The organism is Microbulbifer sp. ABM4_008 (assembly GCF_056311705.1).
This window is the reverse complement of sequence record NZ_CM149970.1, coordinates 4745073-4771167: the sequence shown is the minus strand read 5'-3', so window position 1 is coordinate 4771167 and position 26095 is coordinate 4745073. Positions and strand designations below refer to the sequence as shown.

General features: G+C 51.7%; 29 protein-coding genes, 1 tRNA gene and 1 riboswitch. Of the genes, 22 read left to right on the top strand and 8 right to left on the bottom strand.

Going from position 1 to position 26095, the window contains the following annotated elements; all coding sequences use genetic code 11:
• Nucleotides 1-33 precede the first annotated feature (33 nt).
• The 11 genes from ACYX4J_RS20730 to ACYX4J_RS20680 all read left to right on the top strand — a co-directional run bounded on the left by ACYX4J_RS20730 (nt 34) and on the right by ACYX4J_RS20680 (nt 8863).
• On the top strand, nt 34-1242 hold the full coding sequence (locus tag ACYX4J_RS20730; RefSeq protein WP_444906677.1) for an alginate export family protein: 1209 nt from the start codon (nt 34-36) through the stop codon (nt 1240-1242).
• Between the two features lie 196 nt (nt 1243-1438).
• Nucleotides 1439-1589: riboswitch (molybdenum cofactor riboswitch) on the top strand.
• Nucleotides 1578-2555, top strand: coding sequence for a GTP 3',8-cyclase MoaA (gene moaA, locus ACYX4J_RS20725; RefSeq protein WP_413664021.1), 978 nt, complete (start codon nt 1578-1580; stop codon nt 2553-2555). (Overlaps the previous riboswitch by 12 nt.)
• 4 nt (nt 2556-2559) lie before the next feature.
• The gene (gene mobA, locus ACYX4J_RS20720; RefSeq protein ID WP_476177451.1) at nt 2560-3159 is read left to right on the top strand and encodes a molybdenum cofactor guanylyltransferase; all 600 of its coding nucleotides are present in this window, start codon (nt 2560-2562) and stop codon (nt 3157-3159) included.
• 2 nt (nt 3160-3161) lie between these two features.
• Complete coding sequence (gene moaB, locus ACYX4J_RS20715; RefSeq protein WP_108731355.1) at nt 3162-3704, top strand: molybdenum cofactor biosynthesis protein B; 543 nt, start codon at nt 3162-3164, stop codon at nt 3702-3704.
• A 3-nt stretch (nt 3705-3707) separates the two neighbouring features.
• Nucleotides 3708-4199 (top strand): cyclic pyranopterin monophosphate synthase MoaC, encoded by a 492-nt coding sequence (moaC, locus tag ACYX4J_RS20710; protein WP_476177450.1) that lies wholly within the window; start codon nt 3708-3710, stop codon nt 4197-4199.
• Between the two features lie 21 nt (nt 4200-4220).
• Nucleotides 4221-4466, top strand: a complete 246-nt coding sequence (gene moaD, locus ACYX4J_RS20705) for a molybdopterin converting factor subunit 1 (RefSeq protein ID WP_475708982.1) — start codon at nt 4221-4223, stop codon at nt 4464-4466.
• 10 nt (nt 4467-4476) lie between these two features.
• Complete coding sequence (moaE, locus tag ACYX4J_RS20700) at nt 4477-4956, top strand: molybdopterin synthase catalytic subunit MoaE (RefSeq protein WP_475710375.1); 480 nt, start codon at nt 4477-4479, stop codon at nt 4954-4956.
• On the top strand, nt 4941-5723 hold the full coding sequence (gene modA, locus ACYX4J_RS20695; RefSeq protein WP_476177449.1) for a molybdate ABC transporter substrate-binding protein: 783 nt from the start codon (nt 4941-4943) through the stop codon (nt 5721-5723). Before moaE ends, modA begins: the two co-directional genes overlap by 16 nt.
• A complete protein-coding gene (modB, locus tag ACYX4J_RS20690; RefSeq protein ID WP_476177448.1) occupies nt 5720-6442 on the top strand; it encodes a molybdate ABC transporter permease subunit in 723 nt (240 codons plus the stop codon). Before modA ends, modB begins: the two co-directional genes overlap by 4 nt.
• On the top strand, nt 6442-7560 hold the full coding sequence (locus ACYX4J_RS20685; RefSeq protein WP_476177447.1) for an ATP-binding cassette domain-containing protein: 1119 nt from the start codon (nt 6442-6444) through the stop codon (nt 7558-7560). Before modB ends, ACYX4J_RS20685 begins: the two co-directional genes overlap by 1 nt.
• Before the next feature lie 100 nt (nt 7561-7660).
• Nucleotides 7661-8863, top strand: a complete 1203-nt coding sequence (locus ACYX4J_RS20680) for a hypothetical protein (RefSeq protein ID WP_476177446.1) — start codon at nt 7661-7663, stop codon at nt 8861-8863.
• 54 nt (nt 8864-8917) lie between these two features.
• Here ACYX4J_RS20680 and ACYX4J_RS20675 read toward each other — a convergent pair whose 3' ends face one another.
• A complete protein-coding gene (locus tag ACYX4J_RS20675; protein ID WP_444906669.1) occupies nt 8918-10531 on the bottom strand; it encodes an MFS transporter in 1614 nt (537 codons plus the stop codon).
• A gap of 198 nt (nt 10532-10729) precedes the next feature.
• Between ACYX4J_RS20675 and narL the strand changes: the two genes are divergently transcribed.
• Together narL and moeA are read left to right on the top strand one after the other, a co-directional pair.
• Nucleotides 10730-11395, top strand: coding sequence for a two-component system response regulator NarL (narL, locus tag ACYX4J_RS20670; protein WP_108731363.1), 666 nt, complete (start codon nt 10730-10732; stop codon nt 11393-11395).
• A 41-nt stretch (nt 11396-11436) separates the two neighbouring features.
• The gene (gene moeA, locus ACYX4J_RS20665; protein WP_476177445.1) at nt 11437-12678 is read left to right on the top strand and encodes a molybdopterin molybdotransferase MoeA; all 1242 of its coding nucleotides are present in this window, start codon (nt 11437-11439) and stop codon (nt 12676-12678) included.
• Between the two features lie 216 nt (nt 12679-12894).
• Here moeA and ACYX4J_RS20660 read toward each other — a convergent pair.
• Nucleotides 12895-12971, bottom strand: a tRNA-Arg gene (locus ACYX4J_RS20660).
• A gap of 191 nt (nt 12972-13162) precedes the next feature.
• Between ACYX4J_RS20660 and ACYX4J_RS20655 the strand changes: the two genes are divergently transcribed.
• Nucleotides 13163-13585: a c-type cytochrome gene (locus tag ACYX4J_RS20655; RefSeq protein ID WP_444935148.1), complete on the top strand. Its 423-nt coding sequence runs from the start codon at nt 13163-13165 to the stop codon at nt 13583-13585.
• A 319-nt stretch (nt 13586-13904) separates the two neighbouring features.
• Entirely contained in the window at nt 13905-16280 is a 2376-nt protein-coding gene (locus ACYX4J_RS20650) for an NHL repeat-containing protein (RefSeq protein ID WP_476177444.1), read from the top strand.
• Nucleotides 16281-16318: 38 nt separating this feature from the next.
• On the opposite strand, the gene rep is transcribed toward ACYX4J_RS20650, so the two are convergent.
• A complete protein-coding gene (gene rep / locus ACYX4J_RS20645) occupies nt 16319-18352 on the bottom strand; it encodes a DNA helicase Rep (protein WP_252084133.1) in 2034 nt (677 codons plus the stop codon).
• Nucleotides 18353-18505: 153 nt separating this feature from the next.
• Between rep and ACYX4J_RS20640 the strand changes: the two genes are divergently transcribed.
• From ACYX4J_RS20640 to bla, 6 genes are all read left to right on the top strand, one after another.
• A complete protein-coding gene (locus ACYX4J_RS20640; protein WP_282930362.1) occupies nt 18506-18724 on the top strand; it encodes a DUF3565 domain-containing protein in 219 nt (72 codons plus the stop codon).
• A gap of 2 nt (nt 18725-18726) precedes the next feature.
• Nucleotides 18727-19179: a YaiI/YqxD family protein gene (locus tag ACYX4J_RS20635; protein ID WP_152450565.1), complete on the top strand. Its 453-nt coding sequence runs from the start codon at nt 18727-18729 to the stop codon at nt 19177-19179.
• 17 nt (nt 19180-19196) lie between these two features.
• On the top strand, nt 19197-19700 hold the full coding sequence (locus ACYX4J_RS20630; protein ID WP_444934648.1) for a GNAT family N-acetyltransferase: 504 nt from the start codon (nt 19197-19199) through the stop codon (nt 19698-19700).
• Between the two features lie 12 nt (nt 19701-19712).
• Entirely contained in the window at nt 19713-20270 is a 558-nt protein-coding gene (locus ACYX4J_RS20625) for a GNAT family N-acetyltransferase (protein ID WP_476177443.1), read from the top strand.
• Between the two features lie 147 nt (nt 20271-20417).
• Nucleotides 20418-21368, top strand: a complete 951-nt coding sequence (locus ACYX4J_RS20620) for an alpha/beta hydrolase family protein (RefSeq protein WP_476177442.1) — start codon at nt 20418-20420, stop codon at nt 21366-21368.
• Nucleotides 21369-21377: 9 nt separating this feature from the next.
• Nucleotides 21378-22250: a subclass B3 metallo-beta-lactamase gene (gene bla, locus ACYX4J_RS20615; protein ID WP_444895485.1), complete on the top strand. Its 873-nt coding sequence runs from the start codon at nt 21378-21380 to the stop codon at nt 22248-22250.
• 43 nt (nt 22251-22293) lie between these two features.
• Here bla and ACYX4J_RS20610 read toward each other — a convergent pair whose 3' ends face one another.
• Genes ACYX4J_RS20610 through ACYX4J_RS20600 form a run of 3 tightly spaced genes read right to left on the bottom strand, consistent with a single transcriptional unit; the run spans nt 22294 to nt 23214 of the window.
• Nucleotides 22294-22479 (bottom strand): hypothetical protein, encoded by a 186-nt coding sequence (locus ACYX4J_RS20610; RefSeq protein WP_476177441.1) that lies wholly within the window; start codon nt 22477-22479, stop codon nt 22294-22296.
• On the bottom strand, nt 22476-22919 hold the full coding sequence (locus ACYX4J_RS20605; protein ID WP_413664038.1) for a MarR family winged helix-turn-helix transcriptional regulator: 444 nt from the start codon (nt 22917-22919) through the stop codon (nt 22476-22478). The genes ACYX4J_RS20610 and ACYX4J_RS20605 overlap by 4 nt, the downstream gene beginning before the upstream one ends.
• Nucleotides 22920-22926: 7 nt before the next feature.
• Nucleotides 22927-23214, bottom strand: a complete 288-nt coding sequence (locus ACYX4J_RS20600; protein ID WP_444906658.1) for a putative quinol monooxygenase — start codon at nt 23212-23214, stop codon at nt 22927-22929.
• A gap of 269 nt (nt 23215-23483) precedes the next feature.
• On the opposite strand from ACYX4J_RS20600, the gene ACYX4J_RS20595 reads away from it, so the two are divergent.
• A complete protein-coding gene (locus ACYX4J_RS20595; protein WP_476177440.1) occupies nt 23484-24227 on the top strand; it encodes a YopT-type cysteine protease domain-containing protein in 744 nt (247 codons plus the stop codon).
• 85 nt (nt 24228-24312) lie between these two features.
• On the opposite strand, the gene ACYX4J_RS20590 is transcribed toward ACYX4J_RS20595, so the two are convergent.
• Together ACYX4J_RS20590 and ACYX4J_RS20585 are read right to left on the bottom strand one after the other, a co-directional pair.
• On the bottom strand, nt 24313-25803 hold the full coding sequence (locus ACYX4J_RS20590; RefSeq protein WP_476177439.1) for a YifB family Mg chelatase-like AAA ATPase: 1491 nt from the start codon (nt 25801-25803) through the stop codon (nt 24313-24315).
• 29 nt (nt 25804-25832) lie between these two features.
• Nucleotides 25833-26081 (bottom strand): accessory factor UbiK family protein, encoded by a 249-nt coding sequence (locus tag ACYX4J_RS20585; RefSeq protein WP_282930338.1) that lies wholly within the window; start codon nt 26079-26081, stop codon nt 25833-25835.
• Nucleotides 26082-26095 lie beyond the last annotated feature (14 nt).

The window sequence follows — 26095 nt, the reverse complement described above, 5'->3', positions numbered from 1 at the left end:
CTGTTCACTCCGTTGTTGCAAAGGAAAAGCGTCATGACCGTTTCCAAATTCCCAAAAATTCTCGGTGCCTTACTGTTGGGGGCATGCAGCACTGTTGCATTGCAGGCCGCTGCGCAGGAAAGTGAAAATGCCACTCTGGTGGATGCGTTGAAATCCGGTGAAGTCGGATTGAATCTGCGTTACCGCGTAGAGACTGTTGATCAGGATGGTATTGATGATGAAGCAGTTGCATCCACTTTAAGAACCCGCCTTAACTGGCGCAGTGGCAGCTACCGTGGCTTTACCAGCTTCCTGGAAATGGATGATGTTACGGCGGTTGGCAATGACAGCTACAACTCCACCATTAATGGTAAAACTGACTACCCGACTGTAGTTGATCCGGAAGGAACTGAAATTAACCAGGCCTACATTCGCTACAATGGTGACAACTCCATAATTACCGCCGGTCGCCAGCGCATTAACCTGGACGGGCAGCGATTTGTCGGCGGTGTTGGCTGGAGACAAAACGAGCAGACCTACGATGGTGTTCGTTATCAGTACGGCAGTGCCGATAGCTTCCAGCTGGATTACAGCTACGTCTACAACGTTAATCGTATTTTCGGTGAAGACAGTGCTGGTTCCGATATGGGCGGCGATATCCAACTGCTACACGCGATTTATCCAGTAGCTGAAAACCATAAAATCAGCGCTTTTGTTTACAATCTGGATCTGGAAGATCTCACCGATAATGCCAGCCGCACTTATGGGGTAGATTACAAAGGTAAATTTGGTCCGGTAAAAGCTAACCTGAGTTATGCGCACCAGTCAGATATTGGTGACAACCAGTATGACTATAGTGCTAATTATTACCTGGCAGAGCTTGGTGCTGATCTGGGTCCAGTTGCGGCAAAACTCGGTTATGAAGTTTTGGGTTCCGACAATGACGTTGGTTTTAAAACCCCGCTGGCAACCTTGCATAAATTCCAGGGCTTCACCGATAAATTCCTGGGAACTCCCGCTGACGGTGTCGAAGATCTGTATGTTGGCGGTTCTATGAAAGTGGCCGGTGGCAAGCTGGGCTTGACCTATCACAACTTTGAAGCGGCCGAGGGCTCCGTTAGTTACGGTGATGAGTGGAACCTGAGCTACGGGCACAAAATCACCGATGACATTTCTGCACTCGTTAAGTACGCAACTTATCGTGCTGATGAGTACAGCACTGACACCGACAAGCTTTGGATCATGGTAACCGCTAATTTCTAAGCGGCTGAAAGAACTCCTTAGCGAGGCCCCCGGCTTCGGCCGGGGTTTTCCCCGCACCTTGAAGCTGTTTTTATAATTTATAAATTTTAATCGACTGAAGCTCCACGTTTTGATGTCTCCCCGAGGAGCATCAGTTCGAGCACCAAGGGAGTACCACCTTTGCCCCAAGCATAAATTAACCAGCTTGATACACTGACATCAGTTTAAACACCGAGTCCCGCTACCTAAACCGCGTCGTTTTTTATTGACGTTGCAAGGTGCCGGGACCGTGGCCGTACCGGCCACCAGGGTCTAGCGGGAAACTGCGCGGCCTCCCGAAATTGGAAAGGCGTTTAATGTTACAAGACAATTTTGGCCGTAGGTTTTACTACCTGCGCCTGTCCGTGACGGACATCTGCAACTACCGCTGCAACTACTGCCTGCCCGAGGGCATCGGTTGCGGACGTTCCCTGGAAGGGGAAAATCCTCTCTCAGTCGCTGAGGTGGGCACATTAGTGCGCGCTTTCGCTTCACTGGGTACGGAAAAGGTACGCCTTACTGGCGGAGAGCCCTCCCTGCGCAAAGACCTGGTGCCGCTGCTCGAAGCCGTGCGCGCTAGCGATAAGATTCGCCGCTTAGCCATTACCACCAACGGTTACCGCCTGCCCAGTCAGATAGACGACTGGCACCGCGCGGGCTTGGATCAGGTGAATGTTAGTATCGACAGCCTCGACCCGGCTCAATTCCACCATATCACCGGCCACAACCGCCTGGATAAAGCCTTAGCAGGCCTGGATCGCGCCCTGGCTTTGGGTATCGATACCAAGGTCAACGCAGTGCTGATGCGCCAGTACAACCTGGCCGAACTGGATAATTTCCTCGCCTGGGTTCGCGAGACTCCGGTGACCCTGCGCTTTATTGAATTGATGCGCACCGGCGATAACCGCGAGTTCTTCGCCAGCAACCATGTCTCCGGTGGCGATATAGAAACCCTGCTGCTGCGGGAAGGCTGGGAGCAGGTTATTCGCACCCGCGATGCCGGTCCGGCGCGGGAGTATTTCCACCCGGATTACGCCGGTCGTATCGGCCTGATTACCCCTTACGGCAAAGACTTTTGTGCAAGCTGCAACCGCCTGCGGGTATCGGCCCAGGGCAAGCTGCACCTGTGCCTGTTCGCCGACCAGGGCTTTGATATGCGCGAAATCATCGCCGATGGCGATAGCGAGGCGCTGGCGGCCCATATCCGCGAGTTGATTGTGGATAAGACCGCAGGCCACCAGCTGCATGAAGGTTTCACCGGCGCTACCCGCAACCTGGCGATGCTGGGGGGCTAGGGTTATGGCCAGAGCTCTTGTTAGTAAATCGACAATCGGCGTGGTGCTGGCCGGCGGCCGCTCCAGCCGGATGGGCCGAGATAAGGCCTTGCTGGCCCACCCCCAACGGGGCAATTTTTTACAGCATGCTGAGGCATTGCTGAGTGAGCTTCCGCTGGAAAAAGTCGTCACCAGCGGCGCCCGCCCCGGAGCGATTGAAGACCTGGTGCCGGAGCGGGGTCCACTGGGCGGCCTTTATTCGGTAGCCCTGGCAACCGGTGCTGATGCGGCCCTGGTGATCCCGGTAGATATGCCCTTGCTCGGGCGGAAGCACCTCGCAGAGTTATTGGCAGAGGGGCAGGCAAGTGGCCGGCCCTGTTATTTTGAAAACTTCTTTTTTCCCCTGTGGTTGCCTTTAAATGGCGATTGCCTGGATTATTTGCGCCGTGCCGTCGAAGGCAGTGCGCGCAATTCTGTCGGCGCGCTGCTGCGTCACCTGGGGGCCAAATCCATACCCATAAAAAGTGCTGGCGATTGGCATCGTAATATCAATACGCCGGCAGATTATCTCGGCTTGAGTACGCCGGATAAAACCCCAGAAAACAGTTTTTTGAGAGACCACTGATTATGTCCGCACACGCTAGCAAAGAATTTGTACCGCTCAATATCGCGGTACTTACCGTATCCGATACCCGCAACGAGCAGACTGATACCTCTGGCCAGTACCTGGTGGAAGCCCTCAAAACTGCCGGCCATCAGCTCGCAGATAAACGCATTACCCCGGACGATGTTTACCAGATGCGCGCGGTGGTCTCCGCCTGGATTGCCGATCCCAAAGTACAGGTGGTATTGGTGACCGGCGGTACTGGTTTTACCGATCGCGACTCCACGCCGGAGGCCCTGAGCCCGCTGTTCGACAAAACCGTCGACGGCTTTGGCGAGCTGTTTCGCCATATTTCCCTGGGGGATATCGGCAGCTCCACCGTGCAATCCCGCGCGCTTGCCGGCCTCGCGAATCGTACACTGATATGTTGTATGCCCGGTTCCACCGGAGCCTGTCGCACAGCTTGGGAAGGCATATTGCTGGAGCAGCTGGATGCCCGCCACAAGCCCTGTAACTTTATTCCCCATGTGCGCTTTGCCAGCGCGCCCTGCGAGAGCCGGGGGTAATTTGTGAGCCAATTAACCCATTTAAACCAGCGCGGCGAAGCCAGCATGGTGGATGTTACCGAGAAGGACATCACTGACCGCAGTGCCCTGGCCGAGAGTAGTATCAGTATGAGTGCAGAGGCTTTTGCACTGCTGAGCCAAGGGGCGCACAAAAAAGGCAATGTGCTTTCTGTAGCTCGTATCGCCGGCATCCAGGCCGCGAAGAAAACCTCGGATTTAATTCCCCTGTGCCATCCGCTGGCGTTGACCAAAGTAGCGGTGGATTTCGAATTACAGCCGGAAAAGCACAGTGTGCATATCACCGCTTTCTGCCGCCTGGCCGGGCGCACCGGAGTAGAGATGGAAGCGTTAACCGCAGCTTCGGTAGCGGCGCTGACCATTTACGATATGTGCAAAGCCGTGGACCCGGCGATGGAAATCGGTCCGACCCGCCTGCTGCAAAAAACCGGCGGTAAGCGCGGCCACTGGCGCGGCGATGCTGCGGACAAGGCGTAAAAATTTCAGAGGTGTAAAGCGATGGTAAAGGTTCTGTTTTTCGCGCGTCTGCGCCAGCAATTGGGCATGGGCGAGATTACCCTGAAGGATTTTTCCGGCAGTCTCAGCGAGTTGCGCAAAACCCTATGTGAACAGCACCCGGATTGGAGCTCGCATCTGCAAAGAGGCGATATTCGTATGGCCCTGAACCAGGAGCTGGCAGAAACCGGAGCCCAGGTGAAGGCTGGGGATGAAGTTGCATTTTTCCCGCCGGTTACCGGCGGTTAGTGGTGCCAATATGACAGCTGTTGATCGTATTGAAGTCTGTAAAACGCCCCTCGACGTAGCGGCTGAATATACTGCGCTGCAAGGCAACAGTGGTGATGGTGCCTGCGCCCTGTTTGTGGGTTCGGTGCGGGACTTCAATGCCGGTAGTGATGTCTGCGGCCTGGCCCTGGAACACTATCCGGGCATGACTGAAAAAAGCCTGCAACGGATTATCAATGATGCCCGCGATCGCTGGTCCCTGGGGCGTGTGACTATCGTCCACCGGGTTGGCCCCATGCAGATCAACGATGAAATTGTTTTTGTCGGTGTTACCAGCCCCCACCGTCAAGCTGCCTTTGCTGCCTGCCAATACATCATGGATCGCCTCAAAACGGAGGCGCCTTTCTGGAAGCGCGAAGCGGTTGCGGATGAGTCCGGTAAGCCTTCAGAGCGCTGGGTCGAAGCCCGGGCCAGTGATGCTGCGGAGATGGAAAAGTGGTCCGCCGGCTGAGCCTGCTGCTATCCGCTTTACTGGTGGCCATCGCGCTGCCGGTTAACGCGGATAACTGCACCTTGCGGGTGGCGGTAGCGGCCAGCTTCCGCCCGGCACTGGAAGAGGTACTGCCGGAATTTGAGCGTCGCCATGCTTGTGTGGTGCAAATCAGCAGTGGCAGCTCCGGGGTGCTTTACCAACAAATAGCGCACCGCGCGCCCTTCGATTTATTCCTGTCTGCCGATCGCGAGCGACCCGAACTGTTGGAAAAGCAGGGTGGGGCACTGGCCAACAGTCGTCAGACTTACGCCCTGGGTTTACTGGCCCTCTGGCACCCAAAATCGGAATCGAATATCGAGCAGTTACTGCAAACCTGGCCCGATAAAATTGTATTAGCCGATCCGAAAGTAGCGCCGTTCGGCAGTGCCGCCCGGCAAGCGCTGCAAAGCCTGGGTTTGTGGAAGAAAAAACAAACTCAATTGGCCCGGGCCCACAATGCAGGCCAAGCCTACTTAATGTTGGATTCCGGCAATGCGCAGTTGGGCTTTGTCGCCGCCAGCCAGATGCAAGCAGCCGGCCGCGATAACTACTGGTTGCTGCCGCAGCATTTGTATAAACCCATTGAACAGCAGCTGCTGATTCCCACCCAGAGTCGCCGACCTAAAGAGGCACAATCCCTCGCTAACTATTTGCGTTCAGGGGAAGTGCAGGCGCAGTTATACCACTTGGGTTACGGTGTTTTGCCAACTCAAGATCGAAGTAGAGATGGAGGGAGTGGCTTATGAATATCGCCACTGCCGACTGGCAGGCCTTGTGGCTAACTTTAAAATTGGCCGGATTAACCACCTTACTCCTGTTTATTATCGGTGTTCCCCTGGCCTGGAAATTGAGCCAATGGCAGAGTCGCTGGCGCCACGGTATCGAGGTATTAATTACCCTGCCGCTGGTACTGCCACCCACGGTGTTGGGTTTTTATTTACTGCTTTTATTTTCCCCCAACTATGCCCCCGGGCAGTGGCTGTCACAACTTTTTGATGGCCCTTTGGTGTTTTCCTTTACCGGCCTGGTGTTTGCGTCAGTGATTTATTCTCTGCCGTTTATGGTGCAGCCGCTGCTAGCCGCGTTTAATGCCAATGGTCAGCGTTTGACCCAGGCTGCCGCAGCGCTGGGTATACCGCCCTGGGCGGCACTGTTAAAAGTTCTTTTGCCGGCGAGTCGCGCCGCTATTGTGAGTGCCTGCGCTTTAACGTTTGCCCATACCCTGGGTGAGTTCGGGGTAGTGCTGATGATTGGTGGCTCTATTCCCGGTGAGACCCAGGTGGTTTCTATCGCTCTTTATCAACATGTGGAGGCGATGGAATACGGTGCGGCGCACCGGCTGGCTTTGATGTTGATGGGAATTACTACGGTACTGCTACTCGCTGCCCGTTGGCTGGGGCATAGTTTGGCCCCGCGCGGATCAAACAACGAACAGGCTAAACCGGTAATGGGGGTGCTGGGCTAATGGAAATCACCTTACCCCTTTTCGGTACTGCGTCTACCACTTCTGATTCCAGCGGATTGAGTGTTACAGGGCTGGTGACTCCGCTTAACGCTACGACTCCCTGGCAATTAGAGCTGCCTGCCTCTGGAGTTTTTGGCCTTACCGGCCCCTCCGGCAGCGGCAAGAGCACATTACTGGCTGCTTTGGCTGGCCAGCGCCATTGCCGTGGCAATATCACTTTTGCCAATACGGTTTGGCAGCGCGGACGCCGCGCCCTGGCTACCCACAAAAGAACGCTTTCTTTGGGCTTTCAGGATAGCCGCTTGTTTGCCGGCCAGTCGGTGGCGGATAACCTGGCACTGGCCCGCCGTTACAGCCGCAGGCCACTGTCCGAGGAAGAGTGTGGTCGGCTGCTAGAGGCTTTTGGTATTGAACCGCTACTCCATCAGCCGGTGGAGCTATTGTCTGGTGGAGAAGCCCAGCGAGTGGCTGTATTACGCCAGCTTTATAACAACGCGCCGCTGCAATTATTTGATGAGCCGCTTTCAGCGGTTGACCGCGCCCAGGTACTGCGGCGCCTATTGCCGACCCTACGGGATTTCTGGGCCCGATATCCGGCGCTGGTAATCTGGACCAGTCACGACTTTGATGAAATCCAGCTGCTGGCCCAGCGTTGTTTATGGATGGATTCTGCCAACTTGTCAGCACCACTTCCTTTACCTGAAGTTGCCCAGCGCCTGGATAACCACGGCGTAGGGGATAGCTGCCGCAGCCGGATTGAAGCGCGAGTGGAATCCCTAAACAATGGTCTGCTGACTTTGGATTTAGGGGGGGGTTCTATCTTTGCAGATAGGGTGGCAGGCCATTATCGCAAAGGCGATACCGCAGCTTTTCTGCTGGAAGCTGGAGATATTAGCCTCAGTGTAGAGAAGCCGGGCTTGTCCAGTATCCTCAATTGCCTGCCGGTAACTTTAGTTGCTAAGCAGAACCTTACCGACGGCCGCATTCGTTTACAGTTAGCCGCTGCTGATCAGGTGTTCTACGCAGATATTTCCCGTCTCTCCTGCGAGCGCCTAGAACTGCGTGAAGGCACTACCTACTTTGCCCAGTTTAAGGCCGGTAGTCTTGCCGGTTTGTAGGTAGTTCCAGGGCAATTTCTGAAAGTGCATTGCTTCGATCCCTAAAACCCCAGCAATTTTTTTGCTAAGTTTGAACATCAGCTAACTTAGTGGTGCTCCTATGGGCGTTGTGTTGGGAATTTCTCTCTTTAACGAGGGCGATAAGTTTTACCGGGAAAAAGCACAGGTCGAGGGCTTACCTGTAGCGAAAGCCGTGACCATTGAGGATCTACACCCAGTACTTACTCGTTGCATAGAAGAAGGCGGGCACAACTATCGAGTAAGCCGCCTGGAATCGGGTGAGCTGGAAATTGCCGAGCTACTTGAGGATTGTGAGCCCTACCGGATCGATACTTTCCGCTATCAGCTTCGCCGAAAGGGCGACGCTATCGTTATCCGCTCTACTTACAAAGACGATGCCTTGTACTTTCATTTGGCTTGCCGCGCAGCCAGTGGGCAGAGAGTTAAGATAGATTTCCACGGCAAGCACCCGTTTTATAACTATGACTCCATAGCGGAATACCAGGGTGGTGGTAACTATCATCTGGCTAATCTCTTCGACCTTCAATATCTGCCCGGTTATATCGAAGAGCACTGCCGGCGATTTATTCACTGCCCGGAGTACTGGTCCTTTACCTTTTTTATCCCGTATTTGGGCAAGGTAGAGCTGAATAACCACACTTCCGATCCAGAACAGCCTCTCTACCACCTCGATTTCTATTGCCCGGAGCGCAAGCTAAAAATCTTCCAGTCGGCGCTTGAGAGAGAAGGCTCTTACTATTTTCGCGACGCTATCTCGGCAGAAAAGCTGGTGCAATTGCTAGAAGATATGGCGACAGAACTGCTGCCAGAGCTGCAAGAAGCGGGTGTTAAGTCTTGCTTGAGCTGCTTTGAAGCTATCCATCAAGCCTACAGTGAAATTGAGAGCACCATTGAGACGGATGACAGTCTTGCCTCAGTTGCGGAGGATCTTGTTGGGTACCAACAGAGTATCTGCGGCAGACCTGTCCAATACGAAGTCACTGAAAATGCAGATGGGTCTATTACTGTGCAGGCCTACTATTTTCAGCCGCCCATAGGTTACAACTATACGATTAGTGCTGAAGATATCGCAGGGTGCCATATCTATCTGGATAAGCTGCACGATTTAGATTTTTATGAGCAGATGTGTATGGCTATTGCCAGGCATCTATGCCCGACGATGCCAACCGTTGAAGACTTGGATGAAGTGACGATCTACTATCGCAGGGATACCGATAGACAGCTGATTTCCAGCCTGCTTGAAGGTTCGGATATAACGCCGATATTGATTCAGGTGAAATAAAAAAGGGGAGGTTAAACCTCCCCGCAACAGCGGTTCCCCGCCCGTGAGACCAAATTATGGATTGTAGAATTCACCGTTTTTACGCAGGTAGAACCAGTAGTTAACTACCAGGCAAACCGCGTAGAAGATAGCAATGCCTGCCAGAGCGTACTCCGGAGTGGTGGCTTTGATCTGCTCGCCGAAGACCTTGGGGATATAGAAGGCACCGTAGGCGGCAACTGCTGAGGTCCATCCCAATACCGGGCCTGCCTGTTCTTTCGGGAACACCATGGCGATGGTGCGGAAGGTAGAGCCATTGCCGATACCGGTAGCGGCGAACAGCACCAGGAACAGCAGGAAGAAGGGCAGGAAGAACTCTTCCGGAGTGGCTGAGCCGTAGGCGGCCTTCATGTAGTAAGCCACACCCAGGGCACTACCCACCATGATTGCTGCACAGATTTGGGTAACCAGGGCTCCGCCGATGCGGTCGGAGATCCAACCACCTACCGGGCGAATCAGGGCGCCGATAAACGGACCCATCCAGGCGTACATCAGGGCGCTGGGGCCATTGTTGTTGATGGTATCGTGAGTCATAACCCCGTCCACCATCACGTGGCTGTATCCGAAGATCACCTTGATAGCCAGGGGGAAGGCCGCTGCGAAACCGATAAAGCTGCCGAAGGTCATGGTGTAAATGACACTCATCACCCAGGTGTGCTTGTTGTTGAAGATACGGTACTGACGCTGCAAGCTGGTTTTAATCTCACCGGGCAGCAGCTTCAAGCCGAACACGGTAGCGGCGATTACCAGTACCAGAACGATTTCCTTGGGCACACCCCAGCCTGAACCGTTAGCCGCTTCGGGAAGCAACAGCCACAAACCTGTGATTGCGGTGAAGAGGCCGATTCCCAACATCATGGTCATCTTCAACATCGCGCCGATAGAGCTGCCCACATCCGGGGTGACTTCGTCGGTGCGCAGGTTGTTCATACCGAACCAACCTACAAAGGCCAGTGGAATCAGGAACAGCAGCCATACAAAACCAGCATTTTGAATCCACGCTTCAGAACCGGCTGGTACTTTGCCAATCAGGGAGCCAGAGCTGCTCACCAGGGTCATGGGATCGCCGCCGGCAGCGCCGAAGGCACCGAAGGTCATAAACAGCGGTACCAGGATCTGCATGGTGGTAACACCGAAGTTACCCAGGCCCGCATTCAGGCCAAGTGCCAACCCTTGTTTTTCCTTGGGGAAAAAGAAGCTGATATTGGACATGGAAGAGGCGAAGTTACCACCGCCAATACCTGACAGCAGAGCCAGCAACTGGAATACCCACAATGGGGTCTCAGGATTTTGCAAGGCGATACCCGTGCCTAGGGCAGGTATCATCAATAGGGCCGTGGTAAAGACAATGGTGTTGCGCCCACCGAACAATCGAATAAAGAAACTACTGGGTATTCGAAGGGTGGCGCCGGTGAGGCCGGCAATTGCCATCAGGGTAAACAGATCGGCTTTGGCAATGGGGAAGCCAAGGTTGAGCATTTGAACGGTAATAATGCCCCAGTAGAGCCACACGGCGAAGCCGCACAGCAAACTGGGAATGGATATCCACAAATTCCGGTTTGCGATTTTTTTGCCCTTGGACTGCCAGAACTTGCTGTCCTCTGGGGCCCACTCGTAGATGTCAGACACGGCGGCCACTCCTCCTCGAAATGATTCGTCCGGCCACTATGGGCCGGGGCTTATCCCTGCTCAATTACCAACAGTAAGTAACCCCTTTGCCCCCGCGCGTAATAGCTACCCATTTGGGGGTAAGCGCAGGCACTGAGCCCTGTGTTAAAGTCACTGTTCAGAATTAGTACAACTTACAGCAATGAAGCAGGACACCCCATGACTTCTTCTGCCACGGTAATGATGGTTGATGACCATCCTCTGTTTCGTAAAGGTCTCAAGCAATTGTTTGCTATGGAGCCCAGCCTGGAGTTGGTAGCCGAGGCCAGTAGCGGGGAGGAAGCGCTGGAGCTGGCCAAACAGCACGAGCCGGACCTTATTCTGTTGGACCTGAATATGCGCGGTATGGACGGGCTGGATACCCTGCGGGCAATGCGTGCAGCCGATGTAGCCTCACGTATCGTGATACTCACGGTTTCCGATAACAACGCGGACGTAGTTTCCTGTATCCGCGCCGGTGCCGATGGTTACCTGCTCAAGGATATGGAGCCGGAAGATATTCTCGATCAGGTTATCCAGGCCACACACGGCAAGCTCGCTATCAGCCAGCGCCTTACCGAGATCCTCGCTTCCGCTCTGCGCAAGCCTGACAATTCCGGTGCGGATACCCTGTCGACGCTCACCAGTCGCGAATACCAGATCTTGCAATTGATCGCCGATGGCCTCAGTAACAAGTTAATCGCCCGTGAATTGGATATCAGTGATGCCACTGTAAAGGTTCACGTTAAACACTTATTGAAAAAGTTGGGCATGCGCTCCCGGGTGGAAGCTGCCGTGTGGATGGTTAATCAGAAGCGACCGGAATCCCAAAACCGCAGCCACTAGTTTGTCCCAACCGCAAAGGAATGAAGTAAGAGATATTGTCCATGCCCACTATCGACTGCTGTAGCCAACCGGGCCTGATGCCCATCGAAAGCGCCCGCGAAAAACTTCTTGAGGCACTGAGCCCAATCAGTGGCACTGAGACTTTGCCCCTGGCACAAGCCGCCGGTCGGGTATTGGCTGAGGATGTTATCTCCACAGTAAACTTACCGCCCTGCGACAACTCCGCAATGGACGGTTACGCCCTGCGCTTTGAAGACCTGGCCAGTGGCTTGCCGCTGGAACTGATCGGCAAATCTTTTGCCGGTGCACCTTTTGACGGTGTGGTGAACCCCGGCACCTGCGTGCGCATTATGACAGGAGCCGCAGTACCCGCCGGTGCAGATACGGTAGTGATGCAGGAAAATGTCGATGCCCAGGGGGAGTCAATACGAATAAATTGTGAAGTTCGCGCTGGCGACCATGTTCGCCGCTGTGGTGAAGACGTGGCTGAAGGAGCTAGCCTGCTTAAGGCCGGAGAGCGCATCAGCGTTCCACATATTGCCCTGCTCGCTGCTGCCGGTGTGGGCACAGTGACTGTAGTGCGTAAACCGGTAATCGCACTTTTCTCCACCGGCGATGAATTGCGCCAGCCTGGCGAAGCCCTGGGTAAGGGCGATATCTACGATAGCAATCGCATTGCCCTGTTATCCGCCCTGGAACAGCTGGACCTGGACGTTTTGGATTTGGGTATATTGCCCGATAACAAACAGGCTATTACCAATGCCTTGCAGCGCGCTTCCGAAGAGGCCGATGCTATTATCACCTCCGGTGGAGTCTCCGTTGGCGAAGCGGATTACACCCGTGAAGTGTTGGAAGAGCTGGGAGAGATCGGCTTCTGGAAAGTGGCGATGAAGCCCGGCAAACCTTTTGCATTTGGTTTCCTACAGGGAACGCCCTTCTTCGGCCTACCCGGCAACCCGGTTTCCGCCCTGGTAACTTTCTACCAGCTGGCCGTCCCCGCCCTGAGTGTGATGAAAGGCGATCAGTGGACTGGCCCGCAGACCTTACAGGCAAAACTGTTAAAACCGTTGAATAAAAAGCCCGGCCGTACCGATTTCCAGCGGGGTGTATATCGCAGTGATGAAAACGGGATGTTGGTAGTAGAACCGGTTGGTACCCAGGGGAGCCATATTCTTTCCGGTCTGGCTGCTGCTAACTGCTTTATCGTTTTGGCGCGAGAGAGTGGCAGTGTAGAGGCTGGGGAGCAGGTGGTGATTGAGCCTTTGAGAGTGCCGTTGGGGTAGGGTTTTTTATAGCTGCTTTCGTATTGGCTATGGGCTCGTATAAGTTATATCCAAATTAATTTGATTGAAGTTAATAAAGGCGGGGAGGGTTTGCTTCGCCCTTTGGGGTGCTGCTCTGCGGCAGCTTTGCTGCCTCCGAGTCGAACCTGAGTTCGAACAAAACCCTGGGAGTTAGCCATATACAAAAAAGCCCGCTTATGCGGGCTTTTTTGTATATGGCCCGCCCGAGAGGATTCGAACCTCTGACCTTCGCCTCCGGAGGGCGACGCTCTATCCAGCTGAGCTACGGGCGGTTTAATTGGCTATCTGTGCCAATGGGAGGCGGATTATACAGAAGCTGGGGGGTGGGTTAAAGGACATTCTGTTGGCTTATATAGTCTTTGGCAGGTGGCGGCGCAGTGCTTATAATGCGCGGCGTAGGAGTTTGCGACGATATTTTGAACGTTTGTGGGCCAACTCACTTCGGTCCTTTTGGGGGAATATGATGAAGCGTATTTTGGGTATTGTGGCGGCATTGGCCGTCAGTGCGGCTACGGCAGTGGCCCAGCAGTCTGTTGATGAAGAAATCGCAGAGCGAATTGCTCCGGCAGGTGAAACCTGCATGAAAGGTGAAGAGTGCGCAGCAGCAGTAGCGGCAGCTCCTGAGGGCGCTAGCGGCGGCGCTGCTCGCAGTGGTCAGGATATCTACAACGCAAGCTGCCAGACCTGTCACGCAATGGGTGTTGCAGGTGCGCCAAAATTTGGTGATGCCGCAGCTTGGGCGCCCCGTATTGCCAAGGGCATGGACACTCTTTATAACAATGCCATTAACGGTATCAATGCCATGCCGGCCAAAGGCCTGTGTATGGACTGTAGCGATGACGAGATCAAAGCTGCTGTGAATTACATGGTGGATAACAGCAAGTAAGCTGTTTCACTATTGGAAAAAGGCCGCTCATTGAGCGGCCTTTTTTGTTTCTCTTCGGTAAAAGTACATTTTCAATCAATTGATTATACGGTTTGGGATTTTAATTAATTCCAGAGTTTTTCTTTTGTATTGAGTGTCATGCAAGGGCAAATTACTTTTCTGCCTAAACTGACTATATGTAAAACTTTTTACTGGATATCTTCTAATCAAATACGTAATAAGCCGTAATCAGGCATTACATCCCTCCTACTTTGAAAATTCTGTATTATCCGCGCTTGCTCGAAAAATAGATTTATATGACAACACAAGGATATTGGGCATGAAGTTGGGGAAGCTTCTTTCATTTATCATTATTTCATCTTTTTTGACTGCCTGTGGTGGAGGTGGGGGAAGTGGTGACTCAGACACTAAGATTGAAGTCTCCGACACGACACCTGATGCATTCTCCTTTGTAGATGTTGCTAATGCTAAAACAAATACGCTTGTTGTTTCAGAGGCGATCGTTGTTGAGGGTATTAATAGCGAAACTTCAATTGAAATAGAGGGCGGGGAGTATTCAATTAATAATGGAGGGTTTACGGCTGCAGCAGGAAAAATCTCCCCTGAAGATGAATTTCGGGTTCGTATTTTATCATCGTCTGATTTGAGCGCAGAGACGTCCGCAGAGCTAACAATAGGTGGTGTCAGTGATAGTTTTGAGGTCACTACCCGAGCGGATGAGGTTGCCCCTAGTGCAAAAATTGAATTTCCAAAATTACAAGATACATGGGTATATGAGCCATTATTAATAATTCGTGGAACTGCTACAGATAATCGGGGTGTTGAGGCTGTATATGTAAATGGAGTACTTGCGGAAACATCTGATGACTTTCAAAATTGGCAATTACCAGTATCTATCACTGAAAAAAATACAGAATTTTCAGTGACAGTAGTTGATGTTGATGGCAATGAAACAGAGTTGGACTCTCTAGTTGTTAATGCACATCAGGGGAATTCTCAGCGAGCATTTCGTGCTTTATCTATTGATATAAACGGTGGCAATTTATTCGCAGGGCCAAGGCTTACCAAAATAGATAACACTGAATTTGAATTTGAATTGTATCCTAATTTAGATTTGGTGATTACTCACTTGGTATTTGATCCGGAGAGGGGGAGATTATATGGAATGGCTAACGATAATTTAGTTGAATTTTCCCCGCAGACTGGAGAGGTAGTGCAACAGTTTGATGCTGGAGGACCCTCTACATATGCTCTTGATGTTGATCAGCAATCTGGAAAGCTTTACTGGGCAGATGGTCGTATAAACTCGTTTGATCCAAGTACAGGAATTTCAGAAACTGTATCTAGCTTCGACAGAGGTACTGGCCCTGATTTAAACCCTGATGCATTGGTTGTGGTAAGTGATCAGGCAATTTATGCAGTTTCGGGTTCTGACTTAATTCAAGTAAATGAGGATACTGGAAACCGTACGGTGATTGCAGACTTGTACGAGTCTGATGAGAAGATCACGGAGATTATAACGGTTGACTCCGATCCTAGAGAATCAAGATTGTACCTAATAGCTAAGTCAGAACTATCTTCTGAGGGAGCTGAAAATCTATATAGCTTTGATTTATCTCGCCAGGAAATCGAGAAAGTTTTTGACCTAGTAGAAGCAGAAGATGTTTCCGCAGATTTCCTATTTTCTAGCTTGCAAGTTGATCAAGATAATGGTTTTGCATATGTGCTATCCCATAGTTCTAGCCATTTGTATCGTATTGACTTAGAGGAAAAGTCACTTGAGCAAGTGTCTTCTGGATTTCGTGGCCAGGGACCAGCTATTTCGGGTAGTAGTGTTGATAAAAATATTAAATACGATACAAATTTAAACCGCTTGGTTGTTCTTGCCTCTTCGGTTTGGTCTGATTTTGGTGGGAAATTACTTTCTATTGATGTTGATAGTGGAGATCGAGAAATACTTTCTGGGCCGAACACGGGGTCTGGTCCTGAATTTTCTAACTTGAGGGATATATCTATCACAGATGGTGGCAGAATTTTTGTGGCTGATTACGGCGATGATTCGTTCAAAGAAGTTGATGCTACAACTGGGGATAGAAAAATTTTTATTAGTTCAGACGTTGGATGTTGCAATGTAATTGAGTTATCAAATGCGATTGATGTTGATCCTGCAGGCGTAACGGCTGTCGTTATTAATGATATGGATTATTTGCTCAAAGTTGATGTTAATACTGGCACAAAATCTATCTTATCTAGTGAATTTCTGGGTGCAGGTTCTGGTCCTGGTTGGAATGGGCTAAGTGATATTGAAACAGATTTTGAAGCGGGAATTGTTTATGCTTTAGGATACCAAACTGGAGCAATTACAACTTTATATGGAGTTGACTTAAGTACAGGTGATAGGGAAATTCTAACCAGTGAGGATCAGTGGTCAGATGTTCCATCTATCAATCGTATTTTCTTAGATAAAGACACAGAGCGGTTATTGCTTATCCCTAGAGATGAATATTCGGGGTATTTTGAATTTAACTTGAGCACTAAGCAGCTAGTGAAGAAGCCATATGCCGGAACTGATGCATCGATTAGGATATTAGGTTTCGCTAAGTATGAAGACCGTTTGTTTGGAATAACAACTATTCCGAATAGTGTAGTGGAAATCGATGAACAAACGGGCTCAATGGTGATTATTTCCCAATAGTACTTTGAGCCATCGAAATTGAGGCTGCATTTGCAGCCTCAATCAAACATACTCAGCAAAGACCCTAAAGTTTCCTCTCCCTTCGCCTGATTCTGCTCCGGCGTCGCCTTACCAAATCCTTCCAACAACACATCTTCTTCCGGCAATTCGTCAATAAAGCGGCTGGGTGTTGTGTCCTGGGTTTCGCCGAACTGTTTGCGCTTGCCTGCCAAAGTCATGGTGAGGGTGCGCTGGGCGCGAGTGATACCCACGTAGGTGAGGCGGCGCTCCTCTTCGATGTTGTCGTCTTCAATACTGTTGCGGTGGGGAAGTAAGTTCTCTTCCATACCGATCATAAACACGTGGGGGAATTCCAGGCCCTTGGCGGCGTGCAGGGTCATAAGGCTGACCTTATCGGTGGCTTCCTCTTCTTCCTGGCGCTCCAGCATATCCCGCAGGATCAGTTTGGAGATGGCCTGTTCCAGGCGAATATCCTGCTCCAGCTCGTCGTCGGTGCCCTCCATAATTTTGTTGAGGCTTTCCAACAGCCAATACACATTCTCCATGCGCTTCTCGGCCACTTTCTCGCTGCTGGCGTTTTGCGATAGCCAGCCGGCGTAGTCGATATCTTCCAGCATCTCGCGCAGGGCGCCATTGGCAGTGGTATCGCGACAGTTGCGCTGTACCCCTTCGAGCCACAGGGCAAAGCGATTCAGGCGTTCGTAGCCCTGCTCGTTGATATGCTCCTTAAAGCCCAATTCCGAGCAGGCTTTGAACATGGAGATCTCGCGGCCCTTGGCGTAGTTGCCCAAGGCTTCCAGGCTGCTGGTACCTATTTGGCGACGCGGGGTATTGATAATGCGCAGGAATGCGTTGTCATCATCCGGGTTTACCAACAGGCGCAGATAGGCCATCACGTCCTTGATTTCGGCGCGGGCGAAGAAGGAAGTACCGCCGGACATCTGGTAGGGAACCTGGTGCTCCTGCAATTTCATTTCGATCAGGCGCGCTTGGTGGTTGCCGCGATAGAGCACGGCAAAATCCATAAACTTGCAGCCGCGACGGCTCTTTTGCAGAAAAATCTCGTTGGCGACCCGCTCCGCTTCCTCGTTTTCATTGGCCACTTTGAGCACGCGGATCTCCTCACCCAGACCGCGATCGGACCATAATGCTTTGTCGAATTCGTGAGGATTGTGGGCGATCAGGTGGTTGGCCACTTTGAGGATGCGGCTGGTGGAGCGGTAGTTCTGCTCCAGTTTGATCAGACGCAGATTGGGGAAGTCGGTCTTCAGCGCACTCATATTCTCCGGGCGCGCGCCGCGCCAGGCGTAGATAGACTGGTCATCGTCTCCCACCACTGTGAGGCCGCCACGCCCGCCCACCAGCAGCTTCACCAGCAGGTACTGGGAGTTGTTGGTGTCCTGATATTCGTCCACCAGCAGGTAGCGAATCTTTTTGCGCCAGCGTTGCAGCAACTCTGGATCTTTGTCGAACAACTGCACCGGCAGCAGGATCAGGTCGTCGAAGTCGACGGCATTGTAGGCCTTGAGGGCTTCACAGTAGCGATCGTAGGCAACCGCGATGGCCTGCTCACCGGGGCTCTGTGCCTGCTCCAGGGCACGGCGCGGGGTGAGCATATCGTTCTTCCAATTGGAGATCTGGTTCTGTACTCGATCCAACAGGTCTGTATCCAGGTCGCCATCCCTGAGCATCAGCTCCTTGATCAGGGCGCGGGCGTCTTCCGCATCGAAGATGGAGAAACCGGGCTTAAAGCCGGCGGCGCGGTATTCCTTACGCAGGATATTCAGCCCAAGGTTGTGAAAGGTGGATACAGTGAGACCGTGACTCGCCTTGGACCGCTTGCCATCCGGGCCTGCCAGCAGTTTGCTGACCCGCTCTTTCATCTCCCGTGCCGCCTTGTTGGTGAAGGTGAGGGCGGCGATATTGCGTGCGGCGTAGCCACACTGCTCGATCAGGTAGGCGATCTTGCGGGTGATTACGCTGGTCTTGCCGGAGCCGGCGCCGGCCAGTACCAGGCAGGGGCCATCGACATACTTCACGGCTTCGGATTGGCGGGGGTTGAGCTGGGTCATAGATGGGGCTGCATCTTCGCGTCGCGGAAAAGCGGGAGATTCTAGCAGTCTTGGCTCGAATCATCCCAGTACCAGTGCGAACCACCGGCCACACGTATACTTTGCCCTTGGGATTGGCTATAACTGCGCCTTATTCCCTGCTTGTGTAACCCCATGCAACAACCCATCGCCGGCTACCACCTGGATGAAGAGAATCACTGGGTGGCGGAGCTCGCCTGTGGCCACTTCCAACATGTACGCCACAATCCTCCTTGGACCAACCGGCCCTGGGTGATCACTGAACAAGGGCGCGAGTCTATGCTGGGTTTCCAACTCAATTGCAAGAAATGCGATGAGGGCGCACCGCCCGATACGCTCGATAAGGTTGTATAGCCATGACAAAACTCTGGGTCGATGCCGACGCCTGCCCGGTCGCCATCAAGGAAATCCTGTTTCGCGCTGCTGAGCGCACAGCCACAGAACTGACTTTGGTGGCCAACCAAGCGGTGCGGGTGCCGCCGTCGCGCTATATTCGCTCCGTGCAAGTGACAGCGGGTTTTGATGTGGCGGATAACGAGATAGTGCAGCGCTGCGAGGCGGGGGATCTGATTATTACCAGCGATATCCCCCTGGCAGCAGAGGTGATCGACAAGGGTGCTGAAGCCCTTAATCCCCGTGGGGAGCGCTATACCAAAGCCAATATCCGCGCGCGTCTGAATATGCGGGACTTTATGGATACTCTGCGCTCCAGCGGCGTGCATACCGGCGGACCACCGGCCCTTAGCCAGGCGGACCGCAAAGCTTTTGCCGATCAGTTAGATAGATGGCTGGCAAAGAGTCGCAAGTAACTTTAAGGAGAATTGCCGTGGAGAACTTGAGACTGAAGCCAATGGAAGAGTGGCAATTCCCAACATTGATGTCCTGGCTACCTGATAGGGAGCAGTGCCAACAGTGGGGTGGTCCTGATTTCAGGTTTCCGTTCGAGGGGAGGTCCTTCTTGGAGGATTGTCGTTGGCCGGAGTTGCCCAGCTACGCGCTTCAGGATAGCAGCGGTGACGTGCTGGCTTTTGGACAGTATTACCAACACCTGGGCCGCTGCCACCTAAGTCGCTTAATTGTCTCGCCTAATCATCGCGGAGCCGGATTAGGGCGTTCGCTGGTAGTACAGCTTGCGCAAACAGGAGCCAGAGCCCTGGATGCAATCGAGTGCTCTTTATTTGTCCTGCGTACTAATCTAGCGGCACGGACTCTCTACCAGAAATTGGGCTTTGAGGAAGCGGCTTACCCAGGGCAGCGAAAATGGCTGGATCAGTGCGATTTTATGGTCGCACCGTCTGTAGATCTTCAGCAGAAACAAAATATTGAATAGCGCGAATATTTCATGCCTGAATTAATACAACCCACGACCGAACGCTTGCAGCTACGTCAGTGGCGAGAGGAAGATAAGCCTGTATTTGCCGAAATGAATGCCGACACAAGAGTGATGGAGTTCTTCCCCTCATTGCTGACGCGACAGCAGAGTGATGCCGGTGTGGATCGCAGTATTGCGCATATTGAGAAATACGGCTGGGGCTTTTGGGCCTTGGAGCTGAGAGACACCAACGAGTTTCTCGGATTTGTCGGTATGAAAAATGTGACCGAAGATTTGCCCTTCACTCCAGCGGTAGAGATTGGCTGGCGCTTGGCCTTTCCCCACTGGGGAAAAGGCTATGCCAGTGAAGCTGCACAAGCATCTTTGGATGTAGCTTTTAATACCCTGAATCTCAGCGAAGTCGTTTCCTTTACTGCACTACAAAACCTTCGTTCCCAGCGGGTGATGGAGCGGCTGGGTATGCGGCGGGATTCTCTCGTCTTTGAACATCCACTTGTCCCCAGCGAAAGCCATCTGCAGCGGCACTGCCTTTATCGCTTAAGTGCTGATGATTGGAAAAAATCTTGATGTGATTAGCTTCAGTTAGCTCGGGAACCATTACTTTTTCTTGGGTTCGGAGAGGGGGTGAATATGAGGTTCACCCCCCCTCTTCAACAATAACCAAGCAAATATAGCCCCACCATTAATTTCAGATGAGGGCAGGGAGTTCTCGCTATGGGTTGTGTTAAATCGGCGTTTATAACGGCAACAGGTTTTCTGCTAGCGACTTTGCATATCGGCGTGTCCGCCGAACCTCTACTTAAAGTCAGTAAACGCCCAGATGGATCAACGCTTTACTGGTCTTTAGAGCAACCATCGGCTAACCGGAAGTATGGCTTGTTTTTGATAGCCCAGGGGTCTGGCTGCTTACCTGCTGTTAAAAATACTACTATCCAACAGGCTAAAGAGTTAGCGACAGGATATGCTGTTTTGCTGGTAGAAAAATATGGTGTAACTCACTCTGACAGCCCGGAAGAGCAATTTAAAGATTGCTCAAAAGCGTATGTAGCTAACCATACAGTTGAGCAGCGTGCGGTAGATGTAGAGCAAATTGTCGACGAACTGCGCGGGGCTGATTGGTGGAATGGTAAACTGGTTTTGTTCGGCGGTTCCGAGGGTGGTGATCTTGTTGCACGACTGGCGCCGAGGCTAAATCCCGATGCGGCAGTGGTCTTTTCAAGTGGATTGGGGGAATCCTTTGCTCAAGTGCTAAAGAGTTTGGTTCCGCCCCACGTAGCTAAAGAGGTAGATGCCAAACTCGCCTATGCCGGAGCTAACCCAGAAAGCGCGGAAGTCTGGGGTGGAAACTCTATGCGTTGGTGGGCCGATGTCGTCGATCGGGTACCGGTCAACGATTTATTGAACAGCCATGCCCCCGTATTATTGATCCAGGGTACAGAAGATAAATCTGCCCCGGTCAGTTCCGGCCGAGCAGCACGAGATGCCTACGCATCAGCCGGACGTTGTGAGCTGACTTATTGGGAGTACCCCGGTTACGATCACTATATGATAGATAGGGACGGCGTAAATCACCGGAGAGAAGTCTTTAAAAGAATTGCTGGATGGATTAATAATGCTGCACTAAATGGAGCTCCCGGGTGTATTCCTGATGCCGGTAAAAGTTGAGACTGATCAATGAATGTAAGAATCCAATTAGCCGCAATAGTGATGGCCGCTTATTCCAGTTTTTCGGCAGCGGAAAACTATGCTGTCTTACCACAACTGGAAACCTACAAGGTACCAGAATCCTGGCGTCAGCCAGTAGCGCCTCTAAAGATTGCAGGTAACACGTGGCAAATAGGTACCGAGGGAATTACCTCACTGTTATTAAAAGGCAAAGAGGGATCGATTCTAATTGATGGTGGCATGGAGCAGACGGCTGAGCATTTATTGGAGAATATGCGCAGGTTGGGAGTCGCCCCCTCGGATCTCAAATTAATCTTGCATAGTCAGGCCCATGCAGACCACATAGGTTCCTTAGCGGAGCTAAAACGCGTAACTGGTGCACAGGTGGTAACTAATGCCGAGTCAGCGGTGTTAATGGCTCGCGGTGGTGCCAATGATATTCATTTTGCCGACGAACTTTTATATCCTCCAATAAAGGCGGATCGTATCCTGCACGATGGCGAGCAAGTGGTTCTAGGGGATTTGCGTCTACGCGTACATTTTATCCCAGGCCATACACCAGGCAGTATGGCCTGGACCTGGGAAGACAAAGTTGATGGTAAAACTAAAGATATAGCTTATGTGGATAGCCTTACAGCGCCCGGTTATCAACTGATTGATAACCGCCGCTACCCCAATATCGTAGAGGACTTCCGCACAAGCTTTGCCCGTGTGCGGGATTTACCTTGTGATTTACTACTTACCCCTCATGCACCTGCCAGCGGCTGGGAGTTTAAAAACAAAGCTATACAGAAAAAATCAGTAAGCTGTCATCAATATGCAGAGAAAGCGGAAGAAAAATTAAGTGAAAAGCTGGAAGCTGAGAAAGATCCAGCTGACTAGATATTTGCGCTACAAAACATGGCTCGACATATTAATGCCGGGCTCAAAATTGATGCACCTTTGGCACAAGATAGAAATACATTAGTGGGACCAGAATAGCGGTCATTATTAGCGCTTTTAAACCAATTGCAATTTGCAATTCCAGTGCCTGCATCCCTAGAAGTAATAGAGTAACAATAGGGCAAACCAATGCCCAGATGCACAGAGCATTTAGTATCGGTTTCTTCATTTGTTCAATTCCTCCATAAATTTAGAAATTGTCTTAAAATATCCGGGCAAGATTTTCTGTAGAAATTGTTTTCCATTCTCAGTAAGTGCTACACATTTTGCCCTGCCATCGCTGGAGTCTGCTTCCATAACGATGAGCTCATCTTCCACCATGCTTTTCAGGGTTCGTGTCATTACCGGGCGAGAAACATCGATGCGCTCTGCGATTTCTGAAGCGAGTAAACTATCTCTTTGAGGCTCCCGGTCGATAACGATCATTACCAGGAAGCGCAGCTGGGAGGTTCCGTGTTCAGAAAAGTAACCCTCCAGCTCCCGCAATAGGAGGCTCGCATCCCGCATCATGGTGAGGGCGCCCTGAATGGCAGTGGGGTCTTTTACAGAAAATCGCTTGGAATATCCCTCAACCATCTGTTGTGAGGGAAGTTCTTTGAGAAAAAACATAAGGATATTAAGCTAACCTCTCCAGTTTATTGATCTCCACAGGCTCTTTTAGCCACTCTTTATAGGCTTCGAATATCGGGGTGATGTAGGGCATAGTGTAATGCTTATCGAGATCTTCCTGACTGCGCCACTCCTCGTATAAAAACAAGTTTTCCCCGTCCTCGTGTACTGCAAACTTCAGGCAGCCCTCTTCCTCCAATGTATTAGCCACTATGGACAGGATGGCCTGCTTGGCTTGTATGAAGAATTCAGCCTTGGGGGAAATCTTGGCAATAATGAATAGATGCTTGTTCATACATATAGTGCCTTTACATAGCGATGATTACCATGGTAACTATTTGGGTGATTATGTCAACTGATCGCCATGTCAATAATTGCAATGATTAATGGGAATGAATACAGGCCTATTTTAAGCGGGCTGGGTTTATAAAATACTGAAATCACTAGGGGGAGAAGTAGCAAGAAAAATCAAAAATACAGTAAAGCCTCACTGTAGGATGAAGGTTAATTATTCATGTACATGCAATCGGACGAAAAGTTGTCGACAAATTGGGTTGTAACAATTTGTTGAATGATGATCGAAGCTTTTACTGGGTGAGGATAAATATGCCTTTATGGATGAATAGAACTGCAAGAGATACTCGCAGAATTATAGAAAGAGTTATCTTAGCAGCAAGAGCTCGGGGTTGTATTAGAGTTGTTGAGTTTTCACAATCCCCTGGAAGTAAAATTCACACTGTGCTCACTAAAAGGGGAGTTGGAGATGGTATATGTATAGCACTAGCACTTTATTGGCTTGAGGGGCAAATTAAAAACAGGGACTATCTAGGCCCTATGGTCGGGCAGAATAAGAGAGTTATTGCTGATGCTCTTTCACCGGCAATAGAATTATTTAATGCCACAAAAGCTGCGAATACTCAGATGAAGGATGCCCATTTGTGGATGAATACTCACGGTTTCGTAGGAAATATGCCCCGAAAAGAATATGTCAATAGACTTAGAAATTGGGTTGGTGATTACTGCTGTCAGGGGCCAGATATAAATCAATTTCGAATAATTTCCACTCGAAGTTTTCATTCGCATACTATGGCCTTGGATCTTGAAAATTTGATATTTTTTGATCCAAATATTGGGACTTTCCAATTTAATTATCTGGCGCACCTGAGGAATTTTTTAAGCGATGTGATCTTTCCTTATGGGGTTGGGGGACGTGAACAAGGTGCACAATATTTGGGGCGTAAAGTGCTCCATGTTTTGGAAATGGGGTCTTATAGTCGGGATCCTAATTTAAATTACTTCATGAGCTGATATTGAGTATCCACCTCAGCTTACGAATAAAGGTATCGAGACCGGTATAGATTCCTCGGGATGTGTAAGTGTTCATATAGGCAAGTTATGCCGTAGCCGTTTGGCGCCTGTCCAGATTGCGGTACGCCAAAGCTTCAGCAATTTGAGTTGTGCTTATACGTTCAGAATTAGCAAGGTCTGCCAAGGTTCGGGCTACTTTAAGGACCCGATGGTAACTACGCGCGGATAGCCCCAGTTTTTCCACCGACTGTCGTAAGAGGTGCTTTTCCTTTTCCCCCAAGGCACAGTGCTTTTCCAGCTCTGCGCCTTTTAACAGGTTATTTGTCTTACCTTGCCGCTGTATTTGTTGCTGGCGTGCGGCACAAACTCTCTCTCTCACGGCATCGGAAGTTTCTCCGGGAGCTGAGTCCTGTAATTGCACAGCATTCATAGCGCCCACCTCTACCTGCATATCGATACGATCCAGCAGAGGGCCAGAGAGTTTGTTGCGATATCGATCTATCTGGTCTGGGGTACAGCGACAGCGGGGTTCGCCTAAATAGCCACAAGGGCAAGGGTTCATAGCCCCGACCAGCTGAAAGTGGGCGGGGTAGGTGACTTGGGCTCGGGCGCGGGAGATTCGCACTTCACCATTCTCCAGAGGTTCCCGCAGTATCTCCAGAGCGTGCCTGGGAAATTCGGGCATCTCATCAAGGAATAGGACTCCCCGGTGCGCGAGGGATATCTCACCGGGCCGTGGAGTACTGCCCCCACCGACCAGCGCTGTTGGGGAGGCGCTGTGGTGTGGGGCCCTGAAAGGGCGCAGGCTCTGGTGAGGTAGGCCTGCGCTGGAGTAAACGCTCGCTACCTCTAGTGACTCTTCAGTTGTCAGCGGGGGCAATATTCCTGGCAGGCGGCTGGCCAGCATGGTTTTGCCGGTGCCGGGCGGACCGTAAAAAAGCAGATTGTGGCTCCCGGCTGCTGCCACTTCGAGAGCGCGGCGGGCTTTTAGTTGGCCGCGCACATCGGCCAAGTCTGCGCACAGGTGCGCTTCGGCAATAGGCTCTGCAACAGCTTTGGGCATAGATTCACGCCCATGAAGTTCGGCGCAAACTTCCAGTAGGGAGTTGGCAATGCTGACTTCGCCGGTTGCCAGCGCGGCTTCCGCACCGTTCTCGGTAGGCACAACGAGTTTACGGTCTTCATTGGTGCAGGCCACGGCTGCCGGTAAGCTACCACTTACTTCCCGCAAGGCGCCGGTGAGTGCTAGCTCGCCAATAAATTCATAGCGTTCCAGAGCTTCGGTGGGAACCTGTCCCGAGGCACTGAGAATACCGATGGCGATGGCCAGATCGTAGCGGCCACCTTCCTTGGGTAAGTCGGCGGGGGCGAGGTTGACGGTAATACGGCGCTGGGGGAAGTCGAAATGGCTGTTGATTAGGGCGCTGCGCACACGGTCGCGGCTCTCCCGCACCGCCGCTTCCGGTAAACCCACAATATGAAAAGCAGGGAGTCCATTTGCCAGGTGGGTTTCTACGGTAACCAGAGGTGCAGAGACCCCGAGCTGAGCTCGGGAGTAGGTGACTGAGAGGCTCACGATTTCATCCTTGAAGTGGCTCCCTGGGCTTAGTCCTTGGCGGCGCTGTCTCTCTGCGCCAGGGCCTGCTCCAGCATTTCGACCTTATCCTCGAGTCGTGCCAGCTTTTCCCGGGTCCGGCGCAGTATCTCCACCTGAGTGTCGAACTCACGCTGGGAGACCAATGGCAATTTATCCAGTGATACTTCCAGAGCACTGCGCAAGTCACTGGTCACCACGGCGCCCTGTTGTTGTAGCTCTTTCAGCAGCTGTTGCAGTTTATCTGCTGCCACGGGCATTTCCTCGCTAAATA